Here is a 23371-nt window from a genome sequence, read left to right as displayed (position 1 = left end):
CTACAGATTCAAATTGGCACTGTAATGACTCCTGTTTTTAATCTTTAGGTATATGGAAAGTAACATTTGTACCCTGATTAATAGTACTTTGAATTTGTAATTGTTGGCCATAAATTCTTTTAAGTCGTAGATTTGTATTTCTTAATCCTATACCAGAGCTTGTCCCTTTGTAATCTTCTTGCAATTCCTCCAATTGAGTAGGGCTAATTCCCACACCATCATCAATCACACTAATGGATACATAAGTTGTAAATTCTTTAATACGAATACAAACAGTACCGCCTTCTTCTTTCTTTAATATACCGTGTCGAATGGCATTTTCAACTAACGTTTGTAAAGAAATTGGAGGAATATCAATTTGTATTGTTTCATCAATATCCCATTCAATCTGAATTAATTCTCCAAATCGCTGCTGTTTAATGTAAAGATACGAACGAACTAAATCGAGCTCATGCTGTAGTGGTACTACTCTTTGAAGATTTCGGACATCGAAGCTAGCATGTAAATATTCACCAAAGTGATGCATTAAATCAATCATTCTATCTGTATCAATAGTACTAAGTGAGGCAATGGTATTAAGTGTATTAAATAAGAAATGTGGTTGGATTTGAGATTGCAGCCAAGCACTTTCTAGATGTAGACGTTGTTGAATACTATATTTTAAATCAATTAAAGCTCGACTTCTTACTTTTAGCTCTAATGCATTAATAGGTTTTGTTACATAATCATTAGCACCATAGGCAAAGCCTGTATAAACATCTTCAGGGTGCTTTCTTATCGTCAATAATAAGATGGGTAATTCCAGTAATGAGTATTGTTTTCGTATTTTTTGAATCACAGCATAGCCTGAAATATACGGTAGCATTGCATCAACAATTACTAAATCCCATGCTTCTTGCTGAATGAGGGCTAGAGCTTTCTCACTGCTTGTAACAGTAGTAATTTCGTATTCAGAGATAGAAAATATACTTTTCATGGTTGCTAAATTCATAGGGTCATCATCAATCATTAAAATCCTGAAATGCTTATCTGACACCATGGATAACTCTCGTTCATTTGTTGTGGATAGCTGAGTTTTAGCTTGTGCATTAAAGGTTGCGTATTCCTTATTTTGTGTGCTTTCATCTGCAAGAGGTAATGTAAAATAAATATTCGATCCTTTGTTAGGAATAGATTGTATATTTAACGTACCACCATGCAATTCAATCAGTTTTTTTGAAATAAGTAGGCCAATGCCAATGCCTTCATCATATTCCTGACCCTGTTCATAGGGAGAATACAAAAGACTTTGTACAACATTGTCCATTCCTTGTCCAGTATCACGAATGTGGATAATAGCCATATGCTGTTTTTCACGAGCAATAATTTCTATAGAGCCTTCACCTGTATACTTTAGGGCATTATGCAAAATGTTAAATAGGATTTGAATAAGGCGATTTTCGTCAGCTAATACATTTGGGAAATTTGGTGGTACTAAAGATACCATATGTATTTGCTTACCATTTGCAATAAAGCGGAGGATATCAAAAACTCCATAAACAGCACCTTGAAGATTTACACTTTGTGTATGAAGATGTAAATCTCCTTCTTTTAAACGAGTAAAATCCTGTATGTTGTTTAACGTAAAGGACATACTTCTACCTATATCGATTAGGTGTTTGAGGTTTTTTTCATCTTCAGTAACAAGTTTGTTCTGTTTGTTGTCATAAATGGATTGACCTAGGGTAATCATCCTATTCATTGGACTCCAAAGTTTCTCTGCATTGCTTGTAAGGAATTCATCTTTTAAAGCATCCTCGTGTTGTAGCTTTGTCACTAAGTTTTGAATTTGCTGAGAGTTCTCATGAAAACGTTTGAACCAATAGCTAGAAAAACCAAGCATGATAAATAAATAATCGAATGGATAAACGGGAATATCGAATACGTATATAGATTTAATGAAGCCCCATATAATACCATTTGTTGTGCCGATAGCTGTTAGTGCAATAAAAGCAGAGCTTCTTTTTTGGTTTTCTAGATACTCTCTAAGAGCCAGTATCACTACGTAAAGAAAGGATACTAGATAAAGTACGAAGAAAATATTCTTCGTAGGTATCAGCCATGGCATTGGTAAAACAATCGTGAGTATTGCATTCAAAATATAACAAGCAAAAATCCATTGAAATGTTTTAGTGTTGTGATATTTGACTAAGAGGACTCTCATAAACTGAACAAAGAAAAAGGAGGCTCCTAGGAAAATAATAGTAGAAAGCTTATAGGACCATACATAATTCAGATGCAACCAATCCAGTAGGGAGCGATCAAACGTAATTAATTCATCTGCTAAGGGCAAAAGAAAACCAAATGTGAAAAGTAAAACGATAGATTTTCGATAGATGAACAAATATACAAGTATGCTAAAAAGAGAGAATATGATTAGCATAACTACAATAGTTGAAAGAGATAGCCCTACAATTAATTGATGATGCGTCATTGCTGAAGCAGTGCCAAATAAAATCCTTTTATTAATAATAGGACTTGTAGGTGTATCAAAATTAGATACATGAAGTGTGAGATTAATTTCAGATTGCGTATTAGTAAAATAAACAGTATAAGGTGCAGCTTGGCCTTCATGGTCTTCCGCATTATCTGCTACTTTTCCTGATTTACCTACTAGCTTTCCATTTATATATAAGTTTGAAGCAGTTGATATAGCAGGGATACGAATGGCATATCGATCATTATCTGAAGTGTTAGGTAGCAGAATTCTTAACTGATAAGTGCCATAGGGTTGAGTTGTTCGCTCTTTTTTTAATGCAGGAATATTTTGTATATTATAGGTATTGCTATGACTCTCTTTGTTACCTCCCTTATTTTCAGAATTCACAAATTGTCCGGGATAATAGATCCACCCTCCATCCAAAGAAATAACTTCTTCCGATATAGTCAAATTGTTTATGTTGACCACACCATCTTTGGCACTAGGCTGATGTGTAGAGGGGAGGAAATAGTTTAACCATAATATCCTTAGAAAAGTAAGGGCTATAAAAATGGCAATAATAATAAGTAGATGTCGGGTAGAAGCTTTTCTCAACACAGCAATTTTTCCCTCCTAATGAATCTCTATCTACCATGCCACGAAATTGGAAAAAAGAAAATATAATGGATAATAAAAGAATGCTTTAAGCCTATATAAATAGAACAATTTGGAGTTAGTAGTACTATCGATTTTTTCCTTTTAAATTGAAAAAGGAAAAAATCATTAGTGTTTAAGTTTTCTTTAAGAGGTTTAACGTATGATGATTGAATAAGTATATCAAAATTTAAACATAGATAAGATTAACGACAAAACATCTCAATGGGAGAAATGGTCTATTGTGGGTAAATTCAAGTTAAAGTTATCGTTTCTTATTATTAGTGTGACAACTATTGTTGTCCTCATGACATCTAGTATTAGTATTTGGATTAGCTATCGGAATTTCAATGAAATTTTGAAGGAACATAAAGCAAATGTACAAGAAACTTATGTAATGGAAGTCTCGACAATTACGGAAAGCTATTTACAAGATGCTAAGACAGATGACCATTCATTAGAGCCGTATACGCAACAAATAGTTGATACTTTATTTGGTGAAAGAATAGTGTCCTTCAATTTGTTCTTTAAAAAAGTCCTAGGCCCAATCATAATAGTTATAGTAACTATTATGGGATTTGCTATTTGGTTTGCTATCAAAATTATACAGCCTCTTAAAGAGCTATCGAAAAGGATTGAAGAAGATGAAGGAGTACAAGGGATTGAGGAAATCGCTGATTGGTATCATGAGGTAAATTTATTGAAAAAGAATGTTCAAAATATGATGATCTGTTCGGAAAGTAAAATCAATGACTTAACAGAGCAGTTGAACTTAGATTCATTAACAGGGATTCTTAATCGCAGAAGAATGGATCAAATTTTACACAAATTAATTATTGATAAGGTTCCACATGCCATTATCTTAATAGATTTAGATGATTTTAAAAGTATAAATGATACATATGGTCATACTGTAGGGGATGAAGTTTTAAAAGCCTTTGCGATTACTATGCAGAGCAGTGTCGGGGAACAAGGTTTTTGCTTTAGATTTGGCGGCGAAGAATTTATGGTCATCTTACCTTCTATGAATATAGAGGATGCAGTCCAACTAGCGGAAAGCCTCCGAATTAAACAAGCTTTACAAGAAACTGTGTGTGGGAGATCTGTGACAATGTCTGCTGGAATTACGGCTTTTACCCCTAATGTCCAGAGTCCCAATCAACTGATAGAAATTGCAGATCATGCTTTATATAAGGCTAAACAATCTGGAAGAAACTGTTTATGTATTGTAAGTAATATGAGACAAATGATTGTTAAATAATATTAAACTATATAAGCATGCTAGCACTTAACGCTAGCATGTTTTTTCATATGTCCTTAGGGGTAAACGCTTGTTTCGTACTCTTTTTCATGTGCCTGTAAGACATTTTGAAAAAGTTCTGTGGTTTCCTGAGATGGTGACACATTTAATTCTGTTAATAGAAGGCTATTAAACGTATGATATATTTTTATAGCTTCTGCGCGATTTCCAATTTCAGTATAATGTTGGATTAATTGCTGCACGATTTTGTCGGAATACGGATTAAACTCTAAAGCAAATAACAATGACCGCTCTCTGTTTTTAAGATTCTGATTTTTAGAGTAATAAAGTATCAATTCATCAAGTAGTTGACTAAATTGTTTATTCATCAAATTTGCTTTACTAGTAGTCCATGCATAGTCCATTGTTGCCATAAACTCACCATGGTAATTTTGGATGAGTTCCTCAGCTTTTTCAATATTTAATCTTCCTGTTTCAGCTTTGGTATTTAAGATATCCTCCAAATCAAAGGCATCACATTGAAAATCGTTTAGTTTCAAAATATAGCAGCCATTCGCATATTCAATGACATCCGTGTAGCCATAAGCTGAAAGTGTTGTACGTAAGTAGGAGACAGTAGTATGCAATTGTACTCTGGCTTTTTTTACATCCGTATCACTCCAAAGTGAATCTAAAATATAATCACGAGGTACTGGCATATGAAGCTGTAAAAATAGAAAGGCAAACAACTCTTTTGTTTTAATTGTTCTCCAATGAATTACTTTTTCATCAAAAGAAACGACAAACTCTCCAAAGCATCTGATTTGAAGCATAGGCTTTTGATGCGTTCGAGTTTTCTCCGATGATAGTTCTTTTTGGAACAGCTTTTGTATTCTGTTAATTGTCATTTCTAAGCGAGATTTTGAAACTGGCTTTAATAAATAATCAAGAGATTGTACATCAAATGCCTGAACAGCATAGTCTCGATAGGCAGTTACAAAAATGATACAGATATTTTTATCCCATGTTTTTATCAATTGTGCTATTTCTAATCCGCTCATACCGGGCATTTCAACGTCTAAAAATGCTACTTGAAAGTCTAAGTTAGGTCCTTCTTTCAGTACATCCTTTGCTGTAGTAAAGGTTCGAATGACCTCTATGTTATCAAATTCATTTAAATGTTTTTCCATACTAACCAGAGCTAATGGCTCATCGTCCACGACAATTACCCGAGTCACATAAGGAACCTCCTTTCGATAAATATGGCTGTATGATCAGATTGAGATATCTATTATAGATCCTTTGTATGGGTGAGTAGGAGCTGTTTGTTGCTGAGGTAGTTCTTTCAGTAATTCAATTGCTGTAGTTGTATTTAAATTAAGAGCATTTTGCATGACACTCATCTGTACTGTTTGTTGGAGCTCCATCAGCTGGGATGACATAAGTGAATTAACTTCCATTTTTATATTCCCTCCTTTTCTTTTTTATCGGCTTAATATAGCAAATATCTAATATAAAAAAGGCCTAAACAGCCCTACTAAATTATAGTTTATCCGCAATAAATTGATTAAATTACTAAAAAATTAATTGAAATTGTATATTTTTCCGTTTTTATAGTAATAATTCCTAATATCAGGCAGCTAGTCCTGAGTTATTAATTTGCAAACTTATTGTTGCTTACATAATAGAGCGCTCAACTCTAGTGTGCTAGCAACAGATTTGCAACAAATAATAAAATGATGGAGGTATTACTAAACATGAAGAAAAGAGCATTAGCTTTAGCGGTAGTATTGACATTTGGTGTGAGTCTCTATGCTAGTCCTTCCTTTGCTAAGGACAAATCGCCAGGTAATATACTATGGGCACTCCCGCAAATTTATAATTTAACTGTAGGTGAGTTCCAGCAATTAAATGAAAAGGATTCATTATGGTTTTACCCAGAGCAAGACTTAGTAAAAGACACGTCAAAAGCAGAAGAACCGTTGGGGGATGAATATGTCATCAAGGGTGGCGATACTTTATTTTCAATAGCTCGTATTAATAATGTGACGGTAGACGATTTGAAAAAATGGAATCACCTTGCGTCAGACTTGATTTTAGCTGGTGAATCGCTAGCTATTAAAGCGTCAGCTGCAAAACCAAAGCCAAAAACTTCCGAGGGGATTGCAACAGCTACTAAGCCTGCTGCACCAGCCAAAACAAAACCAGCAAGTGCTCCAGCAACTGTTTCTGGTAAAACATTAACAATGCGTGCTACTGCCTATACAGCCTATTGTGAAGGCTGTTCAGGAATTACAGCCAATGGAACAGATATAAGATCGAATCCTAATTTAAAGGTAATCGCTGTAGATCCACGAGTTATTCCACTCGGTACGAAGGTTTGGGTGGAAGGTTATGGTGAAGCAATTGCTGCTGATACAGGGGGAGCTATTAAAGGAAATAAAATCGATGTATTTATTCCTACTGAAGGACAAGCACTTCAGTGGGGTGTCAAAACAGTAACGGTAAAAATCTTAAATTAATTATGGAAGGGGTTTCTCGAACTTTGGGAAATCCCTTTTATTTTGGTTGAGTTTCCTATTCAAGCTCCAATGAAATAGGAGCCATTATAGAAGCATAAATGACTAATTGTGCATAAGTACTGAAGAAATTGGAAATCATCAGAAAGAGAGGAGGTATTTTTATGAAAAAAATAAGCTTAATGAGTCTTTCTTTACTAATTTTTGTTGCGGGTTGCAGTTTTTTTGATAAGAAAGAGGAAAAAGTAGCTGTCAATGCATCTTCCCCTTTAACAGCTACTGCAAAAGTGATTGGTGCTAACAATGAAAGCTATGGCAATGCATATCTTCAAGAGGAAGATAATGGCGTTATGATGACGCTTGCATTAACAGGCTTACCACCAGGTACACACGGTATCCATATTCATGAAGTAGGAAAGTGTGAGCCACCTAAATTTGAATCAGCAGGAGCCCATTTTAATCCAACAAACAAGAAACATGGTAAATTAAATCCTAATGGCTATCATTTAGGGGACCTACCAAATTTGGAAATTGGTGAAGATGGCAATGTGGATCTTAACTTTTTAGCTGAGGGGTTAACTTTACAAAAGGATCAACCTAATTCGCTGTTAGATAGTGATGGAAGTGCTATTGTCATTCATGAATCAGCGGATGATTATAAAACAGATCCTGCTGGTAATTCTGGAGCAAGAATAGCCTGTGGAGCCATTCAATAGTATACAATGTCTGACTGTATCTGTTTGTTTTCAGATGCAGTTTTTTATATTCTATTCATTATTTATACAGTTAGAATAGTTATTTTATTTTATTAAAAAAAGAAAATATGAGTTTATTATAGATATAAAGGGGGTAATTAAATAAAGCTATAGCTCTGTAAATTAATGGTTGGTAAGTAGTTTTGTATAATTATAAAAGTCTGAATTTACTATAAATATATTGACATTATTATACTAAGTTTGTTAATTTTAAATAGATTCTTAAAAATAACCAAAGGGCTTTGGTTTAACATTAATTTTCTTATTATTTCCAGCAAGAAAAAAAGCACCCAAGCATAAAATTGCCTGGTTCGACTATATTTTAGCATTACTAGCTATTGCAGTAGGTTCGTATTGGTCTATGAACTATACAGAACTTGTGAATCGCAATGGCTCCATTACACAGGTAGACTTTATTGTTGGGCTAATAGCTGTTGTACTAGTTCTTGAGGCTGCTCGACGTGCTGTAGGGTTGCCAATTACAATTATTGCAATCGCTTTCTTGATTTATGCTTACTATGGCCCGTATTTCCCGGCATTTATGGCGCATAGAGGACAGGATTTGGAGAGTATCGTCAATCTTATGTACTTTACAACTGATGGGATATTCGGTACACCGATTAGTGTATCAGCCACATTTATTTTTGTATTTTTACTATTCGGGGCATTTCTTGTGAAAACAGGGGTTGGCCAGTATTTTAACGATCTAGCAGTTGCACTAGCTGGAAAATTAATTGGTGGTCCTGCGAAGGTAGCTGTATTCTCAAGTGCACTTCAAGGTACGATTTCTGGAAGCTCTGTAGCTAACGTAGTAACGTCAGGCTCCTATACAATTCCAATGATGAAAAAACTAGGCTATCGAAAAGAGTTTGCTGGTGCTGTGGAAGCAGCTGCATCGACAGGTGGCCAACTTATGCCGCCAATTATGGGGGCTGCTGCCTTCCTAATGGTTGAATTTATTGGTCGAGGGATTACGTATTGGGATATAGCAAAAGCGGCAGCTATTCCTGCTCTTTTATATTTTACAGGTATTTGGATTATGACACATTTCGAAGCAAAAAGAGTTGGTCTAAAAGGTCTGCGAGACGATCAAATGCCAAATCGTCAAGAGGTATTTAAAAAGATTTACCTTCTATTACCGATTGTGGCGATTATCATATTAATGCTAACGGGTACAGCAGTTATGCATGCTGCATTATATGGAATTATTATTTCGATTGGTGTGGCTATGTTTAATAAAGAAACGCGTCTTAAACCAAAAGATGTGATTGATGCGTTGGTAGAAGGTGCTCGAACTGCATTAGGTGTCGTTGCAGCTACTGCTTGTGCTGGGATTATTGTGGGTGTCGTTGTAAAAACAGGACTAGGTTTAAGTTTAGCAAATAGCTTAGTAGCTTTAGCTGGTGGGAGTATTATTTTGACACTTATTTTTGTCATGATTGCATCGCTTATTCTTGGGATGGGTGCACCAACAACAGCTAACTATGTGATAACATCGACAATTGCTGCACCAGCAATAGTGGCATTACTATCTCCAAATACACCACAAGAATTAGTGCCAGTAGTTGTATTACTATCTGCTCATTTCTTTGTGTTCTATTTTGGTATTATTGCAGATATTACACCGCCTGTAGCCCTGGCTGCGTTTGCGGCATCAGGTATTTCTGGTGGTGACCCTATCAAAACAGGTGTAAATTCAGCGAAACTTGCGATTGCGGCATTTATTATACCGTACATGATTGTTTTCTCCCCAGCATTATTAATGATTGATACAACCATTCCGCAAATTTTATGGGTAGTATTTACTGCTATCACGGGAATGGTGGCAATTGGTGCAGGGGTGATCGGCTACTGGTATCGTAAACTTTTCTGGTTTGAAAGAATTATTTTGATTGCGGCAGGACTATTACTAATCTATCCAGAAAAATTCTCGGATTGGGTAGGTTTAGGAATATTTATTGTGATGTTTGTAATTCAATTTCTATCCCATAAAAAAGGAAATCATCCCGATAATATGAATGGCAAAACGGGAGTTTCAGTCTCGTAAATTTTGGGTTTGCATAAAAATCTGCTCAATTAATAACTATTAATGAGCAGATTTTTTTTAAAAGGGAAACTCGTTTTAGAAATCATAAGAATCAGTGGCATTTTTAATCTAATTTTGTGATAGGTTTTATAGTTATAATGCATAATGGATATAATTTATTGCAATTTACTAAAAAACTATTGTATAATCCTTTTATCAGAAAATTCAATAAATAAGGAGTGGTACAATGGGGAAGTTGCAAAATTCAAAGTTTGAGACGTATTTAATGGATCAAGAATCTGATTTGCGTGAAGAGGAAGAGAAAAATGGGGAGCAAATGGTAAATATTCAATATGAAGAGTATCCAGAAGGGTTTTTTACAAGTTTATAATGAAAATTTGGTGGGCTATGTTGAAAGTATACTAACTTTTAGCATAGCCCATTGTATTTTATACCTCTATTGATAAATGGCTTTTTCAGTGCATATGAATGTAATATATGATTTAAATAAGTGAATTAGGTCTGAAGACATATGTACTTTTCTGAAAAAGATTCATGTATAATGGGAAACAAAAATGCGTATAGAGGTGTAGTTATGTCGAAAGCTTTAACAGTAGAAGAAACGATTTATCAATGGTTTGATCATTTTCATCAATATCCCGAAGTAAGTTGGAAAGAGTTTGAGACTACTAAAAAAATTGCTTCCATACTGGATGAATTGCATGTTAGTTATCGTTTATTAGGTGATATACCAGGATTAATAGCTGAAATTGGGACTGGTAATGAAATTGTTGCAGTACGTGCTGATATTGATGCTTTATGGCAGGAAGTTGATGGGAAATGGCAAGCAAATCATTCGTGTGGACATGATGCGAATATCTCAATGGTTCTTGGTGCATTATTACTACTGAAAGATCGCACCTTACAGCATCGTGTTCGTTTCATTTTCCAACCTGCTGAAGAACTAGGAAATGGCGCGTGCGCAACGTTTGATAGAGGCGCAGTTGATGGAGTATCACATTTATTTGGTGTTCATTTAAGACCAATAGAAGAATTACCACTTGGCAAAGTTTCGCCTGCGATTCATCATGGTGCTGCTTATTTTTTAGAGGGATCTATTCAAGGTATAGATGCACATGGTGCTAGACCACATCAAGGTAAAAATGCCATAGATGTTATTATGGCCGTGCAACAAATGCTACACAGCATTCATTTATCACCATTTGAACCTCATTCTGCTAAATTAACAAAAATTATTGCAGATGGGGGTAGTACGAATATTATTCCTGGTAATGCTAGTTTCTCAATGGATGTTCGCGCACAACATAATCAACAACTTGAATTGCTGCGCAGTAAAATTGAATCTGGCTTGAAATCAATACAACAACAATTTGAAATTGATATGAGTTGGAAGTGGGTAGATTTCACACCAGGTGCTGAAGTTTCCCCAACTGCTGCGCTCATGGCGAAGAATGCCATCATTGAAGCTTTGGGAGAAGAGCATTTAGCAGATGAAATAACTACACCGGGCAGTGATGATTTCCATTTCTATACAGTTAAAAAGCCGGAATTAAAAGCGGCAATGATTGGAATTGGTGCCAATTTAACACCAGGATTACACCACCCTAAAATGTCATTTGATCGTAGTGCCTTAATTGATGCTGCGGAAGTAATTGCATGTGTATTAGAAAAAAAACCTGAATAAAAAAATTATAAAAAGCTATATGAAAAAATGTAATTATTTTTTCATATAGCTTTTTTGCATGAACATTTTTAATAATGTATGGATATTCAAGGGTTTGCATTGTTTTTTTATTGCTACTTGAAAACGTTTTATTACGCTAAAATAAAGGGATTTGCTAGGGAAGCATAAATTTTTTGCGTTGACTTTTAATTTTTTGAATATTAAGCTAAAAAACGTAAAAATTTATTTGCGTCTTGAAAAAACCGAAAAGGGATTTGGTGCAAAAAAAGGGGATGGAAAAATGAAAAAGGATATTAATGCGGGCTGGGCACTACTAACTTTTGCAATTATGATTATTACTATGTTAATTACAGTAGTTGTTTTAGAGCAAAGTCCTCACGTACCTCTTCTTGTTGGCACAACTGTAGCAGCAATTGTTGCCAAAATGCATGGATATAAATGGGCAGAAATTGAAGAGATGATGTATAAAGGGATTCGTCTGGCATTACCTGCCATTGTTATTATTATTTTAGTAGGTTTGACAATTGGGGCATGGATTGGCGGCGGTGTCGTAGCAACGATGATTTTCTACGGTCTAAAGTTAATTTCTCCAGCGTGGTTCCTAGTTACAATCATGCTGTTATGTTCAATTGTGTCATTAGCTATTGGTAGTTCATGGTCTACAATGGCGACTATTGGTGTCGCAGGAATGGGTATTGGTTTAAGTATGGGTATTCCAGCGGCTATGATTGCTGGTGCTGTTATTTCGGGTTCATACTTTGGAGATAAGATGTCACCCCTATCAGATACAACGAATCTAGCGGCAGGATTAACAGGTACTAATTTATTTGATCATATAAAGCATATGCTGTATACAACAATTCCAGCGTTGATTATTTCACTTGTTGTTTTTGGATTTTTAGGTAGAAAATTTGCAGAAGTTTCAATGCAATCTGAAGAAATTTTAACAACTTTAAAAGTGATGGAAGAGAGCTTTGTTATTTCTCCTTTACTATTACTAGTTCCAGTCGGAGTTATTGTATTAGTAGCTAAGAAAGTGCCAGCAATTCCAGCTTTAATTATAGGGATTGTTTCAGGTTTCTTACTACAAATTTTTGTCCAAGGTGGTTCAGCAGCTAGTGCAGTACATGCATTACAGGCTGGCTTTGAAATCTCTACAGGTAATCAAATGGTAGACGAGCTATTTAACCGCGGTGGTTTAGATTCTATGATGAATACGGTTTCAATGACGATTGTAGCGATGACATTTGGTGGTATTTTAGAGTATTCAGGAATGTTAAAGGCATTAATGAATGTAATTGTGAAATTTGCCAAATCTACAGGAAGTCTTATTGCTTCAACGATTGCAGCTTGTGTAACGACTAACGCAACATGTTCTGAGCAATATATCTCAATTGTTGTTCCTTCACGTATGTTTGCAGGTGTCTATCAACAACGTGGTTTACATTCTAAAAATCTATCTCGTGCATTAGAGGATGGAGGAACCCTAACATCTGTTTTCTTCCCTTGGAATACTTGTGGTGTGTTTATTTTAGCAACTTTAGGTGTAAGTGCAATGGAATATGCACCATATGCAATTCTTAACTTTGCTGTACCAATTATTTCTATTATTTATGGATACATTGGATTTGCTATTGTTAAATTAACGCCAGAAGAAATAGCAGAAGCTGAGAAGCGTAAAAAGGCGATAGAAGCAGAAAATGCGGATAATATGGTAATGGCTGACTAAAATAAAAAATTCTCGTAGATCCACGTGTATCTACGAGAATTCTTTTATAGAGCAGTTTAGTAAGTTGCAAAATTCAATTGGTAAATTTTACGAGGACGTCCTTGCTGATGGGTCATTTCTTCACCAACAATATTTACATAACCATTATCAACTAATTTTTTAATAATACGCTCTGTAGTACGTCGTGTTACTTGGAGGTATTCAGAAAGATTTTGAGATGTAAATTGAGCTGACTGTCGTTCGTTACTGAAATTGATTATTTTAGAGATATTCAATGGACTTAAACTTGTAAGCTTAGCCATTTGTAAAACATAAGGATCATCGGTTTTTAAAGAAATTTTACCTTCTGTATTCGGGAAAGGCCCTAATAAGTTTTTATGTTCATCAAGAATATAAATTTCAAAAGGTTTAGTAAATGTTAAAGCATGCTGAGCATTTTGTGTGGCCTCCAAAATGGAATAGCCATAGCCGAATGCTAGCTTAAAAGGTTGTTCAACTTGCTGTATGAGCTGCTCTAAGTTTTCCTTTTCGAGAGCATTTTGAAGATGTCCAGCAGTTGTGTATAGCTCAAAGGAATGCGTTGTAATTTGCTTAATGGTTGAAAATGTAGCTTTCGCAATTTCACTTAAAACAGTTGATTCAATGGAAGAATTTTTAGGGATTTCTAAGAGACCCACTACAGCCTTGAAAGCTTCTGATTTGGTTAATAGTGATTTTGATTTTGTTTCTTCAAGGCATTGAATAATTGACTTAGTAGCATCTAACATTCGCATTGAGGGTATTTGAAGTGCTTGTAGTTCATCAAATACACTATGAATACTTGTAATGACAAAATCAATACTTTTAGAATTCCACAGGGCGATATGGCGTTTTAAAATATTCTCAGTTGGTTCAGTAATCGAAATATGCTGAACATGTGGCTTTTGACCACGAAATTCTATTTCTGCTAAAACATTATCAACGAATGCAGGATTCATTACATCAATGGATATCCTGTCGATAGCTACAGCATGTTTGGCTACTAATGATAACAATGTTGTAGAAATGGTTGTTTCATCTTGCTTAATATAATTCCAAGGTATTGGAATTTCTGAAAGTAATGATTGAGTGTGTAGATAGGGTAATGTTCCTCCAAATAATATTGCATCACATGGTTTTATTTGCTTCATCAAAGTAGGCGCTTCAGAGGGGTGGCTGTAAAGATAAAATTCTAATTGAATATCGGCTATGTTTTGTGCGATACTAATAATACGCTTCATAAATGCTTTTGAACATATCATCGCTATTTTGGTAGACATGGGCATCGATCCTTTTCTATTTTTTTAAACATTTAGCGACGTATTAGCGACAACTTAAACGACAGAGGAGACTGATTACGATGAAAATTAAACAAGTAGAAATTTTTGCTATACATTTACCGCTAATTGATCCATTCATCATTAGTTATGCTACATATGATACAATGCCTTCCATTATTTTAAAAGTAACTACCGATACAGGTGTGGTAGGGTATGGTGAAGCTGTTCCTGATGAACATGTAACAGGTGAATCATGGGAAAGTACATATGCTGTGCTAAAACATCAGCTTGTCCCAGCTATTATTGGGGAAAGTCCAATGGCCTTTGAAAAGCTACACGATAAAATGAATAAAGTTGTGAAAGATGTACCCGCAGCAAAAGCAGCGATCGATATTGCTTGCTTTGATATTGCTGGGAAAGCCTTAGGGGTGCCTGTATACCAACTCTTAGGTGGACGTTATCATGAAAAATTCCCAATCACACATGTACTAAGTATTGGAACACCTGAAGCAATGGCAGAAGAGGCAGCTAACCGAGTAGAAATGGGCTATCGCTCTTTTAAAATGAAGGTAGGTACAGAGGTGCTTCGTGATGTAGCCCGTATAAAAGCGGTACGTGAGCGAGTAGGCGAAGACATTGCTATTCGAGTGGATGTAAATCAAGGTTGGGGTAATGCAGCCACTACTTTACAAGGTTTACGTGCTATGAAAGATTTAAATATCGATTGGCTAGAGCAACCTGTCGATAGCGAAGACATTGATGGAATGGTAGAAATTAAATCAAAGTCTGATGTGACATTAATGATTGATGAAGGACTACGAGGCGTACGTGAAATGCGTGAAATTATTGCCAAGCGTGCAGCAGATAAAGTAAATATTAAATTAATGAAGTGTGGTGGCATCTATCCTGCTATGAAGCTTGCTGTGATGGCGGAAATGGCAGGAATTGAATGTCAAGTTGGTTCCATGGTAGAGTCGTCAGTTGGTTCTGCTGCAGGTTTCCATGTAGCATTTTCTAAGAAGATTATGACGAGTGTAGAACTAACGGGTCCATTAAAATTCTCAAAGGATGTTGGGAACTTACATTATGATGTACCATTTATTTGCTTAAATGAAAAACCAGGATTAGGTGTAGATGTAGATGAAGCTGTCATCCAGGAATTATGTAAGTTTTCAACTGTTGTCACAGCCTAAGGAGGCGTAATATGGAAATTATCTATGATGGTATGCTTGGTGAGACACCGTTTTTTGTTATAAAATTAACGCTCCAACATTTACAACAAATTGAAGAGCTACAAGTTGAGGTTTATGAGGCATTAGCAGACCAAAGTATCCTCCAACCCTTAAGCACAGAGGAATTTGAATATATTTTAAATGGTCATGGAATGATGATAGGTGCTTATGTAGGGGAAGAATTAATTGCCTTTCGTGCACTGTTAAATCCGCCAATTGATGAAGAACACCTTGGCTATGATTGTGGAATTGCAGAAAACGAATTTCAACGTGTTTTATATCAGGAAATATCGAATGTTTCACCAAAATATCGAGGTTACGGATTACAGAAAACATTAGCTACCGTAGTGATGGAAAATATCGATTTAGAAAAATACGATTATGTTTGCTCCACTGTAAAGCCATATAATATTCCGAGCTTAAAGGATAAATTCTCGCAAGACCTCGTTATTAAAGGATTAAAAATTAAATATGTAGATAAGCTTCGTTATATTTTTTATAAAGACTTACGACAAGAGATGTCCCCGAATTTTACTGAAAAACAAGTGATATCGATGGGAGACACAACTGCGCAACAGCAACTTTTAAAACAAGGTTTCCTTGGCACGTCTATGTTTGAAGAAAACAACGATTGGTTTGTAGTATACGAAAAATAAAGCACAAAGCCTTACCATTCACATGAATTTGTGGAAGGTAAGGCTTTTTTAAAAGGCTCTATTATTTTTTCATTGGGCAAAAACCACAAGCCATTAAACCTGGGATATCTTTAGAAAAACAGCATGATTTTCTTACAGGAACGTTGACTAAATTAGTCGGGCTAAGACCACCTGTATATTGTGCCCACCAAGATTTATTGGAGAAGCGTGCCCATGTTTTTGGGTCCTCTAAAGCCTCAATATCCTCCATGGCTTGATCGGCTAAGCCGGGATTAGATAATAATATATGATAATGCCATAGCAAATAGCCGAAGAAATTTTCCCAAATGGTAAGGGGGGAGATGGAGGTTACTTTACGAAGCTGTTGGACAATGACATGGCCATCGTAAAGAATTTTTTCAATAACAGCTTGGCGTTCATCTTCCTCAACGAAGCGCCAATCATTTGGATTAGCAAACATAGCAACAGTAAAGCTATTAAATTCCTTGGCAGCATCAAAACGCAATTCAAGTGGCTTACCATCCCATACTTCGTCATAAGCGGCAAGCATATAAAATTGCATAGCAAAAAACATCCCATAGCGGCGTGCAAAGTGAGAAATAGCTGCTGTTTCTGTAGCTGCATCTGTTATACCCATCATAAGGTTTAAAAAATCAGGATGGTAAAAGTCTTTATGTATATCAGCTAAAGTAAATAAAGTCCGCTTAGGTTCAGTTGTATAAATACTGTACGAGTTTAATTGTTGAACTTGATCCATTGTTAAAGCTGGCATAGTTATCCTCTTTTCCTTTGAACATCTGTTAACTTCATTATAAAGTAATCATTTTTGCTTCACAAATGGAATATCATGTTGTAAAATACATTAAACATATCAGAAAGGTGGGTTTTAAGGTGTCGCAACTTCATACAATTCCAAGACCACTTGTTAGACTGAACCAGTGGACGATTCTTCTGAGTGTCATTTTATCATGGGTAACAGGATTTACCTGGATATTAGTAATTCCACTAGCTGCAAATTTACTAGGTATTTTATGCAACTATAACCCGATACTTCGTGTAGGGAAGCTCTTTTTAACAAAGGCTCCATCTACATATATACCAGAGGATGCTCAGCAGCAAAAATTTAATTCAAGTATTGCTAGCCTTTGTTTAGCAGCTGGTTTATTCGGTTATCTGTTACATTGGCAGGTTGTTGGTCATATCTTTACTGGCCTGGTTGCAATTGCATCATCCATCGCAATAGCAGGCTTTTGTATAGGCTGTTTTTTACATTTTCAGTTGAAGCAATGGCAGTACCGACGCTCATTAAAAAAATCTTTTTGAAAAAGTAAAAAAATGATGAGATTATGATTGACATTTTAATTGATAATGATTATCATTATCGTATAAAGATTATTCCTCGTCTACAATACAGTGTAGAGAGGATGAACTTTAGCTACTTTTCTCCAGAAGTTTGCTAGTTCATGATTACGCTCCTAAAACCCCCCTCATTTTTTGGGAACGTGAAAATCTCAGACGACTTATTCTAAATTTAGAATAGAGTCGTCTTTTTTTGTAAAAACACAGCCCATAAAATAGACTGCTAAGAAGTTGTGTTTTGTTGCACAGCATTCTTTTTCCCGATAATCATTGTATAGTAACTATGTAATAGCATACCAACAATGATGACTCCGAGACCTGCAAGTGCAATAGGGCTAGGGAAGGCAATTCCTAATAGTAATACCTCACCTATAATAACAAAAAGAATTTCTGTTGACTGGGTTGCTTCCACCGCGGCTAGCTTGCCTTGATGGTCTCTTACGCGATCCGTAGCTATGAAAAATAAAACTGTTGCTATAACGCCTGAGCTGATTCCGACAAGCAATGATTGAAACATTTGACTTGCTGAGGGAAGTCCTATTGTAAGAATGGCATAAATAGCCATGATGATCCATGCTGGCATTGAAGCAATGGTCATTCCTAACACCCGTTGAAAAGTATCGATTCGTCCCCCGCAAACTTCCATCATTTTACGATTGCCAAGAGGGTAAGCAAAAGCTGCAACGATGACAGGTAAAATACCAAGCATTAAACTTTTAAACGATACTGATTGTGCATGAGGTATTTGTATAAGCAAAATACCTACTAAAATGACACATGAAATAAGCAAGGATACGAAAGGTATTTTTTGTCGCACTGTTTTACCAGCAATGATCGAAACAAAAAGAGGAGCTAATAATACACCAGCAACGATTGTAAACTGCCATGTACCTGAAACCAACCAACCTGGACCAAAAGCAGCAGCAAATGTTAATGGCGCATAAAATAAAACAAATCCAACAAAGCTCCAAAGTAGCCATGCTATAGGCTGTGCTTTTATTTCACCAGAAAGCTGTGAAAAGCCCTTACGATAAAAGACAATGATAAGCAAGAAAGGGAGCATAAAAAAATATCGTAATGATGCACTCCATAGCCAACTACCACCTTGCATTTCCATTGCATGATTTAAAATAAATGTCACGGCAAAGAAAAGGGAAGCTAAAATACCTAATGCAATTTCTTTCATAAACATCACCTCAATTTGAGTTTATAACCTCAAACCCTTTATGTAATTTGAAAATTCAGTAATTATAGCTGAAAAAATTACGAAGAGAGGACAAACCTCTCTTCGTAGCTATGAAAATTTTTCATGATTCTTTAGGTAAATGCGTTAGAAATAAGCTCACTCAAAACTAAAACTATTATTTTGCTTGCTGTTCAAAAAGCTGAACGATTTCTATGATAACTTGAGTTGCTTTTTCCATTGTTTCAGCGGATACATATTCGAATTTACCATGCATGTTTTCGCCACCAGCGAAAATATTTGGTGTCGGTAGGCCCATATAGGATAATTGTGAGCCATCTGTACCACCACGAATCGGCAGGGTATTCGGTGTAATATCTAATTTTTCCATTGCAGTACGTGCAATGTCAACAATTTCTTTTACAGGCTCAATTTTTTCACCCATATTGAAGTATTGATCTTCAATGGTAATACTCAGTGCTTGCTCACCAAATTGTGCTTGAATTTTAGCTGCAGCATCACGCATTAATTGTTTTTTCTCCTCAAACTTTTGGCGATCATGGTCACGCACGATATAAGAAAGCTCAGTATGCTCAAGAGCCCCTTTAAAGCTCATTAAATGAATAAAACCTTCATAACCTTCTGTCTTTTCAGGAACTGCGTCAGCAGGCATTTCATTTTGGAAGGCGATGGCCATTGTAATAGCATTCACCATTTTATTTTTTGCTGAACCAGGATGGACGCTAGTGCCTTTTGTAATTACTTTTACGCCAGCGGCATTGAAGCTCTCGAATTGTAGTTCGCCAAGTGGTCCACCATCCATAGTATAGGCATAGTTTGCACCGAAAGCAGCGACATCAAATTTATGTGGCCCACGACCAATTTCTTCATCTGGTGTGAAGGCTACACGGATTTTACCATGCTTAATAGTAGGATTTTTAATGAGGTACTCCATTGCTGTCATAATTTCGGCAATCCCTGCCTTATCGTCAGCGCCTAATAATGTAGTACCATCTGTTGTGATAAGTGTTTGGCCAACATAGTTTTTAAGCTCTGGGAAGTCAGTCGGAGACATAACTAAGTTTTCGTTTAACTGAATATCTCCACCATCATAATTATCTACACGCTGTGGCTTCACATTTGTGCCTGTATAGTCAGTAGCTGTATCAACATGGGCTAAAAAGCCAATAGTTGGTACTTCTTTATCTGTATTAGCTTCTAATGAGGCAAATAAATAGCCATTTTCATCTAATGTAATGTCTGTCAAACCAATTTCGGCAAGTTCGTCTTTTAAAACATGTAATAGGTCAAATTGTTTTTGTGTAGAAGGAGTTGTTTCGCTTGTGAAGTCTGATTGTGTATCAATTTTTGCATAGCGTATTAATCGCTCAATTACTTGTTCTTTCATAAGTATGGCCTCCTAATGTGTATATGTTAAAGTTCTTTGTGCATTCACAAAGCCGATTCCAGCCGCAATTATGCCTTGGCATAATTGATATTATTGTAACACTTTACTTCGGATTTCGGAATATTGAAGGATACTTAAAGCAATAAGTAATTGGGCGCTATAATAAGTCAGCATGATAATTTCATGAGAAAATGCTAGTGGCATGACAAATTTGTTAATAGCTAAATAAGAGTCAGATGCAATAAATAATAATGCACCACTTGTTGCCAGCGTAGAGCCAGTTTTAATAGCTGTCCAGCCCATTGTGAGTATCACAGAAATATAGGCGATTACTGCAATACCAAGAATGGTTTCACCTGTTTTAAAGACGGATCCCGCAATCCATATAGCCATACTTGCTCCATAGAATAATAAAAGTATTTTTGCCCAAGTTGGTACTTGCCGTTCATTTGCAGTAGAGAAAGCGAAAATATAAAAGATATGCCCGATAAGAAAGCTAGTTAGACCGATTAAAAACCACTGCAATGTATAGTCTCCAATCATGCAGAATACAAGTCCGGCAATAATCAAAAGTTGGTACTTTTTAATATGTAACGGCTTTTGAATCGCAGCTAAAATAATGATGAGCAACATAGGAATCACTTTAAAGATGAGTTTTAAACTTTCAGCAATATGGGAAAAGAGAAAAATATAATAAAGACCCAATAAAATAATGACACCTATTAATAATTTTTTTAACAAATTTTTCAGCTCCTTTCCTTTTGAAATTCAATATTTATGGTAGAATTCCTTTCTGTACAACGTATGTATGAAACTTTTTTAGTATGTAACCGTAAAGTAAGTAGTGAGAAAGAAGAAGAGAGGATGAACCAAATGACTAAGCTACTAATAGCTTCAGCAGTCATTGCATTGATCGCAAGTGTGTTAGTGACACCGCTTATTACAAAGAAGAGAGAAGATGGACAATCGAAAAAGGTAATCGGATACTTTTTTATTGGAGTCTTTGTACTAGGGTTTTTAGCCACAGGGATTACGTTATATGTAACAAAAATTGATGTAAATTGGCTTGTTTTTTGGCCAGCTATTATTTTATTAACGTTAGCGGGTGCTCTGCTAGCAAGTGGTATCGAACGGAAGATAAAAGGTGTTTTATTTTTAGCAAGTTTAGGTGTAGCTGTGTATGTTTTATCAGCACCCTTATGGAATGCTAATGAAAAATTTAAATCATCTGAAATGAAGGAAGAAGTTGAAATAAAACCATTCGATGAGACACAAACACCTGCAAGTGTACCACCGAAATTTGCTCGCAATAAAATGAAAAAGGCTTTCGGACAAGTGCCAAATACGAGCTACTATGAATTAGGGCGCTTACAAATTCAAAAAGTGAAGGGCGAATATGTTTATATCGCACCAGTTGAATTTTCTGGATTCTTTAAATGGATGAACGGTGGTACAACACCTGGTTACTTCATAATGAGTGCTACAGATTCTGCGGATAATCCTAAATTTATTAAAGAGGAAATGAAATATGTACCTTCCGCATATTTAAATGCTAATTTAGAACGTCATATTCGTTTACAACATCCATTCCTTGTTTTTTATGGTGACGTACAGTTGGAAGTAGATGATGAAGGAAAGCCGTACTATATTCGCTCATATGGGGAATTTATTTCTGCGCGTAATGGCTTTGATGTGAAAGGAATTGTCTTGGTTGATGCGCTGACGGGGAAATCAGAGGTCATTAAACTGGATCAAATACCTGAATTCATTGATGGTGCTGTATCACCAGAGACAGTAAGTTTACAAAACAGTTATTTCGGTAATTATGTACATGGTTTTTGGAACAGTATGTTTGGTAAAAAGGATGTAAAGATTCCTTCTGATGAAGGAACAGAGTCGAATGTTAGCCCAATTTTCGATGAGAAGGGTGATATGTATTACTTTACAGATTTTACAAGCCCTAAAGAAGGTGTGGATTCAATGTTAGGCTATTCACTAACAAACGCACGAACAGGGAATGCAACATACTATACAGGGAATCAAGACTCAAGTTATATGGATTCACAAGGTAATTTACAAATAATAGAGAAGAAATTTATTGAGAAAAAGTGGAATGGCGAAATGCCAGTGTTATATAACTTTTATGGGGAAGCGAGCTGGCTGACAGCGGTGCTAGATTCCAATGGTTTCTTACAAAATTATTTTATTGTTTCTGCAGCAAATCCTGAAATTTCCGTTTACGCTACTACTCCTAAGGAGGCATTGAAACTATATAAAACAGCCTTAAGTCGAGGAGGAAATACTGTAGATGGTAGCTCAAGTGCTGAGGAAAAACAAATAAGTGGTAAGGTATTACGTGTATATAAAGAACGTCTAGGCGATTTTACAACTGTATCTTTCTTATTAAACAATGGTGAAAATTATTTAGTGAGTGCCGAAACAGAACCTTTAGCAATTTATTTACAGGAGGGTGATGAGGTAATACTCACTTATGGCGATACAGGTGAGCAGTTCCTACCAGTTCGTTCACTTATAATTAGAGGACTACAATAAAAAGAACAAAAGACGATCTTGTTATTACGAAGATCGTCTTTTTTATGTAGCTTGCTCTTGAACATAGGTAAGCATCTTTTCTCTATGGTTCATAAATAATCTTTTAGCATGATCATTTAGTGTAAAGATTTCTTGTATATACCCCTGTAACAATTTATCTTCATATTTAAAAGCATCGCCGTAAGTGTTTTCTAAAATATAGGATAATAAAAGAGCATGCAAGACAACTACTTCTAAATTCTGTGTATTCGTGATGAATTTTAAATTGAGAATTGTAGTATGAGAAACGAACTGATTGACATACTCAATGGGTTTTTTATATACACTCAAATCAATATGTGGCTCGAGTCTTTTTCTTAATTGGGTGCATTCATTATTTAAGTCTTCAATTTTTAAGAATAAACCTCTTACACTTCTCTTATGTTGTTGTTCCAAGGTGCGAGCAAGATGTTTATTGATATTGGACATTGTTTGTATAACTCCTTTCTTTAATAGGTATCATTTATTAATATGAATGGAATAGCTGGAAAAGGAAAGAGTCTTTTCGTTTAATTTATGGTTAGATTTATAGAAGGGATCGTGTCAATATACCTAGA

The 23371-nt window shown here is 35.6% G+C and carries 19 protein-coding genes and 1 pseudogene; 11 read left to right on the top strand and 9 right to left on the bottom strand.

Going from position 1 to position 23371, the window contains the following annotated elements; translation table 11 throughout:
• Window positions 1–37: 37 nt before the first annotated feature.
• Window positions 38–3076, bottom strand: coding sequence for a hybrid sensor histidine kinase/response regulator (locus JIN86_RS12730; protein ID WP_202342083.1), 3039 nt, complete (start codon window positions 3074–3076; stop codon window positions 38–40).
• A gap of 280 nt (window positions 3077–3356) precedes the next feature.
• On the opposite strand from JIN86_RS12730, the gene JIN86_RS12725 reads away from it, so the two are divergent.
• A complete protein-coding gene (locus JIN86_RS12725; protein ID WP_202342082.1) occupies window positions 3357–4373 on the top strand; it encodes a GGDEF domain-containing protein in 1017 nt (338 codons plus the stop codon).
• A 56-nt stretch (window positions 4374–4429) separates the two neighbouring features.
• Here JIN86_RS12725 and JIN86_RS23970 read toward each other — a convergent pair whose 3' ends face one another.
• Window positions 4430–5590, bottom strand: a complete 1161-nt coding sequence (locus JIN86_RS23970; protein WP_009371788.1) for a response regulator — start codon at window positions 5588–5590, stop codon at window positions 4430–4432.
• Window positions 5591–5626: 36 nt separating this feature from the next.
• Window positions 5627–5812 carry a putative motility protein gene (locus tag JIN86_RS12715; protein WP_004229797.1) on the bottom strand — a complete coding sequence of 62 codons (186 nt, stop codon included), beginning with the start codon at window positions 5810–5812 and terminating at the stop codon, window positions 5627–5629.
• Between the two features lie 297 nt (window positions 5813–6109).
• On the opposite strand from JIN86_RS12715, the gene JIN86_RS12710 reads away from it, so the two are divergent.
• From JIN86_RS12710 to nhaC, 6 genes and pseudogenes are all read left to right on the top strand, one after another.
• Window positions 6110–6874, top strand: a complete 765-nt coding sequence (locus tag JIN86_RS12710; RefSeq protein ID WP_004229795.1) for a 3D domain-containing protein — start codon at window positions 6110–6112, stop codon at window positions 6872–6874.
• A gap of 161 nt (window positions 6875–7035) precedes the next feature.
• Complete coding sequence (locus tag JIN86_RS12705; RefSeq protein WP_009371790.1) at window positions 7036–7587, top strand: superoxide dismutase family protein; 552 nt, start codon at window positions 7036–7038, stop codon at window positions 7585–7587.
• A 277-nt stretch (window positions 7588–7864) separates the two neighbouring features.
• Window positions 7865–9673, top strand: a pseudogene (locus tag JIN86_RS12700) (TRAP transporter permease); the annotation flags it as partial.
• A gap of 226 nt (window positions 9674–9899) precedes the next feature.
• Complete coding sequence (locus JIN86_RS12695; protein ID WP_004229777.1) at window positions 9900–10043, top strand: hypothetical protein; 144 nt, start codon at window positions 9900–9902, stop codon at window positions 10041–10043.
• Window positions 10044–10247: 204 nt separating this feature from the next.
• Window positions 10248–11357: an amidohydrolase gene (locus JIN86_RS12690; RefSeq protein ID WP_202342081.1), complete on the top strand. Its 1110-nt coding sequence runs from the start codon at window positions 10248–10250 to the stop codon at window positions 11355–11357.
• A gap of 280 nt (window positions 11358–11637) precedes the next feature.
• Window positions 11638–13086 carry a Na+/H+ antiporter NhaC gene (nhaC, locus tag JIN86_RS12685; protein WP_112118021.1) on the top strand — a complete coding sequence of 483 codons (1449 nt, stop codon included), beginning with the start codon at window positions 11638–11640 and terminating at the stop codon, window positions 13084–13086.
• A gap of 56 nt (window positions 13087–13142) precedes the next feature.
• Here the strand turns inward: nhaC and JIN86_RS12680 are convergent, their stop codons facing one another.
• The gene (locus JIN86_RS12680; protein WP_202342080.1) at window positions 13143–14384 is read right to left on the bottom strand and encodes a helix-turn-helix domain-containing protein; all 1242 of its coding nucleotides are present in this window, start codon (window positions 14382–14384) and stop codon (window positions 13143–13145) included.
• Window positions 14385–14464: 80 nt separating this feature from the next.
• On the opposite strand from JIN86_RS12680, the gene JIN86_RS12675 reads away from it, so the two are divergent.
• Window positions 14465–15577: a mandelate racemase/muconate lactonizing enzyme family protein gene (locus tag JIN86_RS12675; RefSeq protein ID WP_004229770.1), complete on the top strand. Its 1113-nt coding sequence runs from the start codon at window positions 14465–14467 to the stop codon at window positions 15575–15577.
• 11 nt (window positions 15578–15588) lie between these two features.
• A complete protein-coding gene (locus JIN86_RS12670; protein WP_004229769.1) occupies window positions 15589–16272 on the top strand; it encodes a hypothetical protein in 684 nt (227 codons plus the stop codon).
• Between the two features lie 61 nt (window positions 16273–16333).
• Here the strand turns inward: JIN86_RS12670 and JIN86_RS12665 are convergent, their stop codons facing one another.
• Complete coding sequence (locus tag JIN86_RS12665; protein WP_202342079.1) at window positions 16334–17044, bottom strand: Fe-S oxidoreductase; 711 nt, start codon at window positions 17042–17044, stop codon at window positions 16334–16336.
• A 119-nt stretch (window positions 17045–17163) separates the two neighbouring features.
• Here JIN86_RS12665 and JIN86_RS12660 point away from each other — a divergent pair, with 119 nt between their 5' ends.
• A complete protein-coding gene (locus JIN86_RS12660) occupies window positions 17164–17595 on the top strand; it encodes a DUF4395 domain-containing protein (protein WP_004229767.1) in 432 nt (143 codons plus the stop codon).
• Between the two features lie 259 nt (window positions 17596–17854).
• On the opposite strand, the gene JIN86_RS12655 is transcribed toward JIN86_RS12660, so the two are convergent.
• From JIN86_RS12655 to JIN86_RS12645, 3 genes are all read right to left on the bottom strand, one after another.
• Window positions 17855–18817, bottom strand: coding sequence for a DMT family transporter (locus tag JIN86_RS12655; protein WP_202342078.1), 963 nt, complete (start codon window positions 18815–18817; stop codon window positions 17855–17857).
• Between the two features lie 175 nt (window positions 18818–18992).
• Window positions 18993–20222, bottom strand: a complete 1230-nt coding sequence (gene pepT / locus JIN86_RS12650) for a peptidase T (RefSeq protein WP_009371798.1) — start codon at window positions 20220–20222, stop codon at window positions 18993–18995.
• Between the two features lie 90 nt (window positions 20223–20312).
• The gene (locus JIN86_RS12645; protein ID WP_004229764.1) at window positions 20313–20963 is read right to left on the bottom strand and encodes a lysoplasmalogenase; all 651 of its coding nucleotides are present in this window, start codon (window positions 20961–20963) and stop codon (window positions 20313–20315) included.
• Between the two features lie 132 nt (window positions 20964–21095).
• Between JIN86_RS12645 and JIN86_RS12640 the strand changes: the two genes are divergently transcribed.
• Complete coding sequence (locus tag JIN86_RS12640) at window positions 21096–22775, top strand: hypothetical protein (protein ID WP_202342077.1); 1680 nt, start codon at window positions 21096–21098, stop codon at window positions 22773–22775.
• Window positions 22776–22817: 42 nt separating this feature from the next.
• Here JIN86_RS12640 and JIN86_RS12635 read toward each other — a convergent pair whose 3' ends face one another.
• Window positions 22818–23243, bottom strand: a complete 426-nt coding sequence (locus tag JIN86_RS12635; RefSeq protein ID WP_004229759.1) for a hypothetical protein — start codon at window positions 23241–23243, stop codon at window positions 22818–22820.
• Between the last annotated feature and the right edge of the window lie 128 nt (window positions 23244–23371).

The sequence above is a fragment of the Lysinibacillus sp. HST-98 genome (genome assembly GCF_016757845.1).
Classification (GTDB): domain Bacteria; phylum Bacillota; class Bacilli; order Bacillales_A; family Planococcaceae; genus Lysinibacillus; species Lysinibacillus capsici.
This window is presented reverse-complemented; position numbering and strand designations above follow the sequence as displayed.

What these genes read in the sequence shown, in the direction of transcription:
- JIN86_RS12715 (WP_004229797.1), bottom strand. Translation starts at nt 5,812, where the DNA reads ATGGAAGTTAATTCACTTATGTCATCCCAGCTGATGGAGCTCCAACAA.
- JIN86_RS12710 (WP_004229795.1), top strand. Translation starts at nt 6,110, where the DNA reads ATGAAGAAAAGAGCATTAGCTTTAGCGGTAGTATTGACATTTGGTGTG.
- JIN86_RS12705 (WP_009371790.1), top strand. Translation starts at nt 7,036, where the DNA reads ATGAAAAAAATAAGCTTAATGAGTCTTTCTTTACTAATTTTTGTTGCG.
- JIN86_RS12695 (WP_004229777.1), top strand. Translation starts at nt 9,900, where the DNA reads ATGGGGAAGTTGCAAAATTCAAAGTTTGAGACGTATTTAATGGATCAA.
- JIN86_RS12690 (WP_202342081.1), top strand. Translation starts at nt 10,248, where the DNA reads ATGTCGAAAGCTTTAACAGTAGAAGAAACGATTTATCAATGGTTTGAT.
- nhaC (WP_112118021.1), top strand. Translation starts at nt 11,638, where the DNA reads ATGAAAAAGGATATTAATGCGGGCTGGGCACTACTAACTTTTGCAATT.
- JIN86_RS12680 (WP_202342080.1), bottom strand. Translation starts at nt 14,384, where the DNA reads ATGTCTACCAAAATAGCGATGATATGTTCAAAAGCATTTATGAAGCGT.
- JIN86_RS12675 (WP_004229770.1), top strand. Translation starts at nt 14,465, where the DNA reads ATGAAAATTAAACAAGTAGAAATTTTTGCTATACATTTACCGCTAATT.
- JIN86_RS12670 (WP_004229769.1), top strand. Translation starts at nt 15,589, where the DNA reads ATGGAAATTATCTATGATGGTATGCTTGGTGAGACACCGTTTTTTGTT.
- JIN86_RS12665 (WP_202342079.1), bottom strand. Translation starts at nt 17,044, where the DNA reads ATGCCAGCTTTAACAATGGATCAAGTTCAACAATTAAACTCGTACAGT.
- JIN86_RS12655 (WP_202342078.1), bottom strand. Translation starts at nt 18,817, where the DNA reads ATGAAAGAAATTGCATTAGGTATTTTAGCTTCCCTTTTCTTTGCCGTG.
- pepT (WP_009371798.1), bottom strand. Translation starts at nt 20,222, where the DNA reads ATGAAAGAACAAGTAATTGAGCGATTAATACGCTATGCAAAAATTGAT.
- JIN86_RS12640 (WP_202342077.1), top strand. Translation starts at nt 21,096, where the DNA reads ATGACTAAGCTACTAATAGCTTCAGCAGTCATTGCATTGATCGCAAGT.
- JIN86_RS12635 (WP_004229759.1), bottom strand. Translation starts at nt 23,243, where the DNA reads ATGTCCAATATCAATAAACATCTTGCTCGCACCTTGGAACAACAACAT.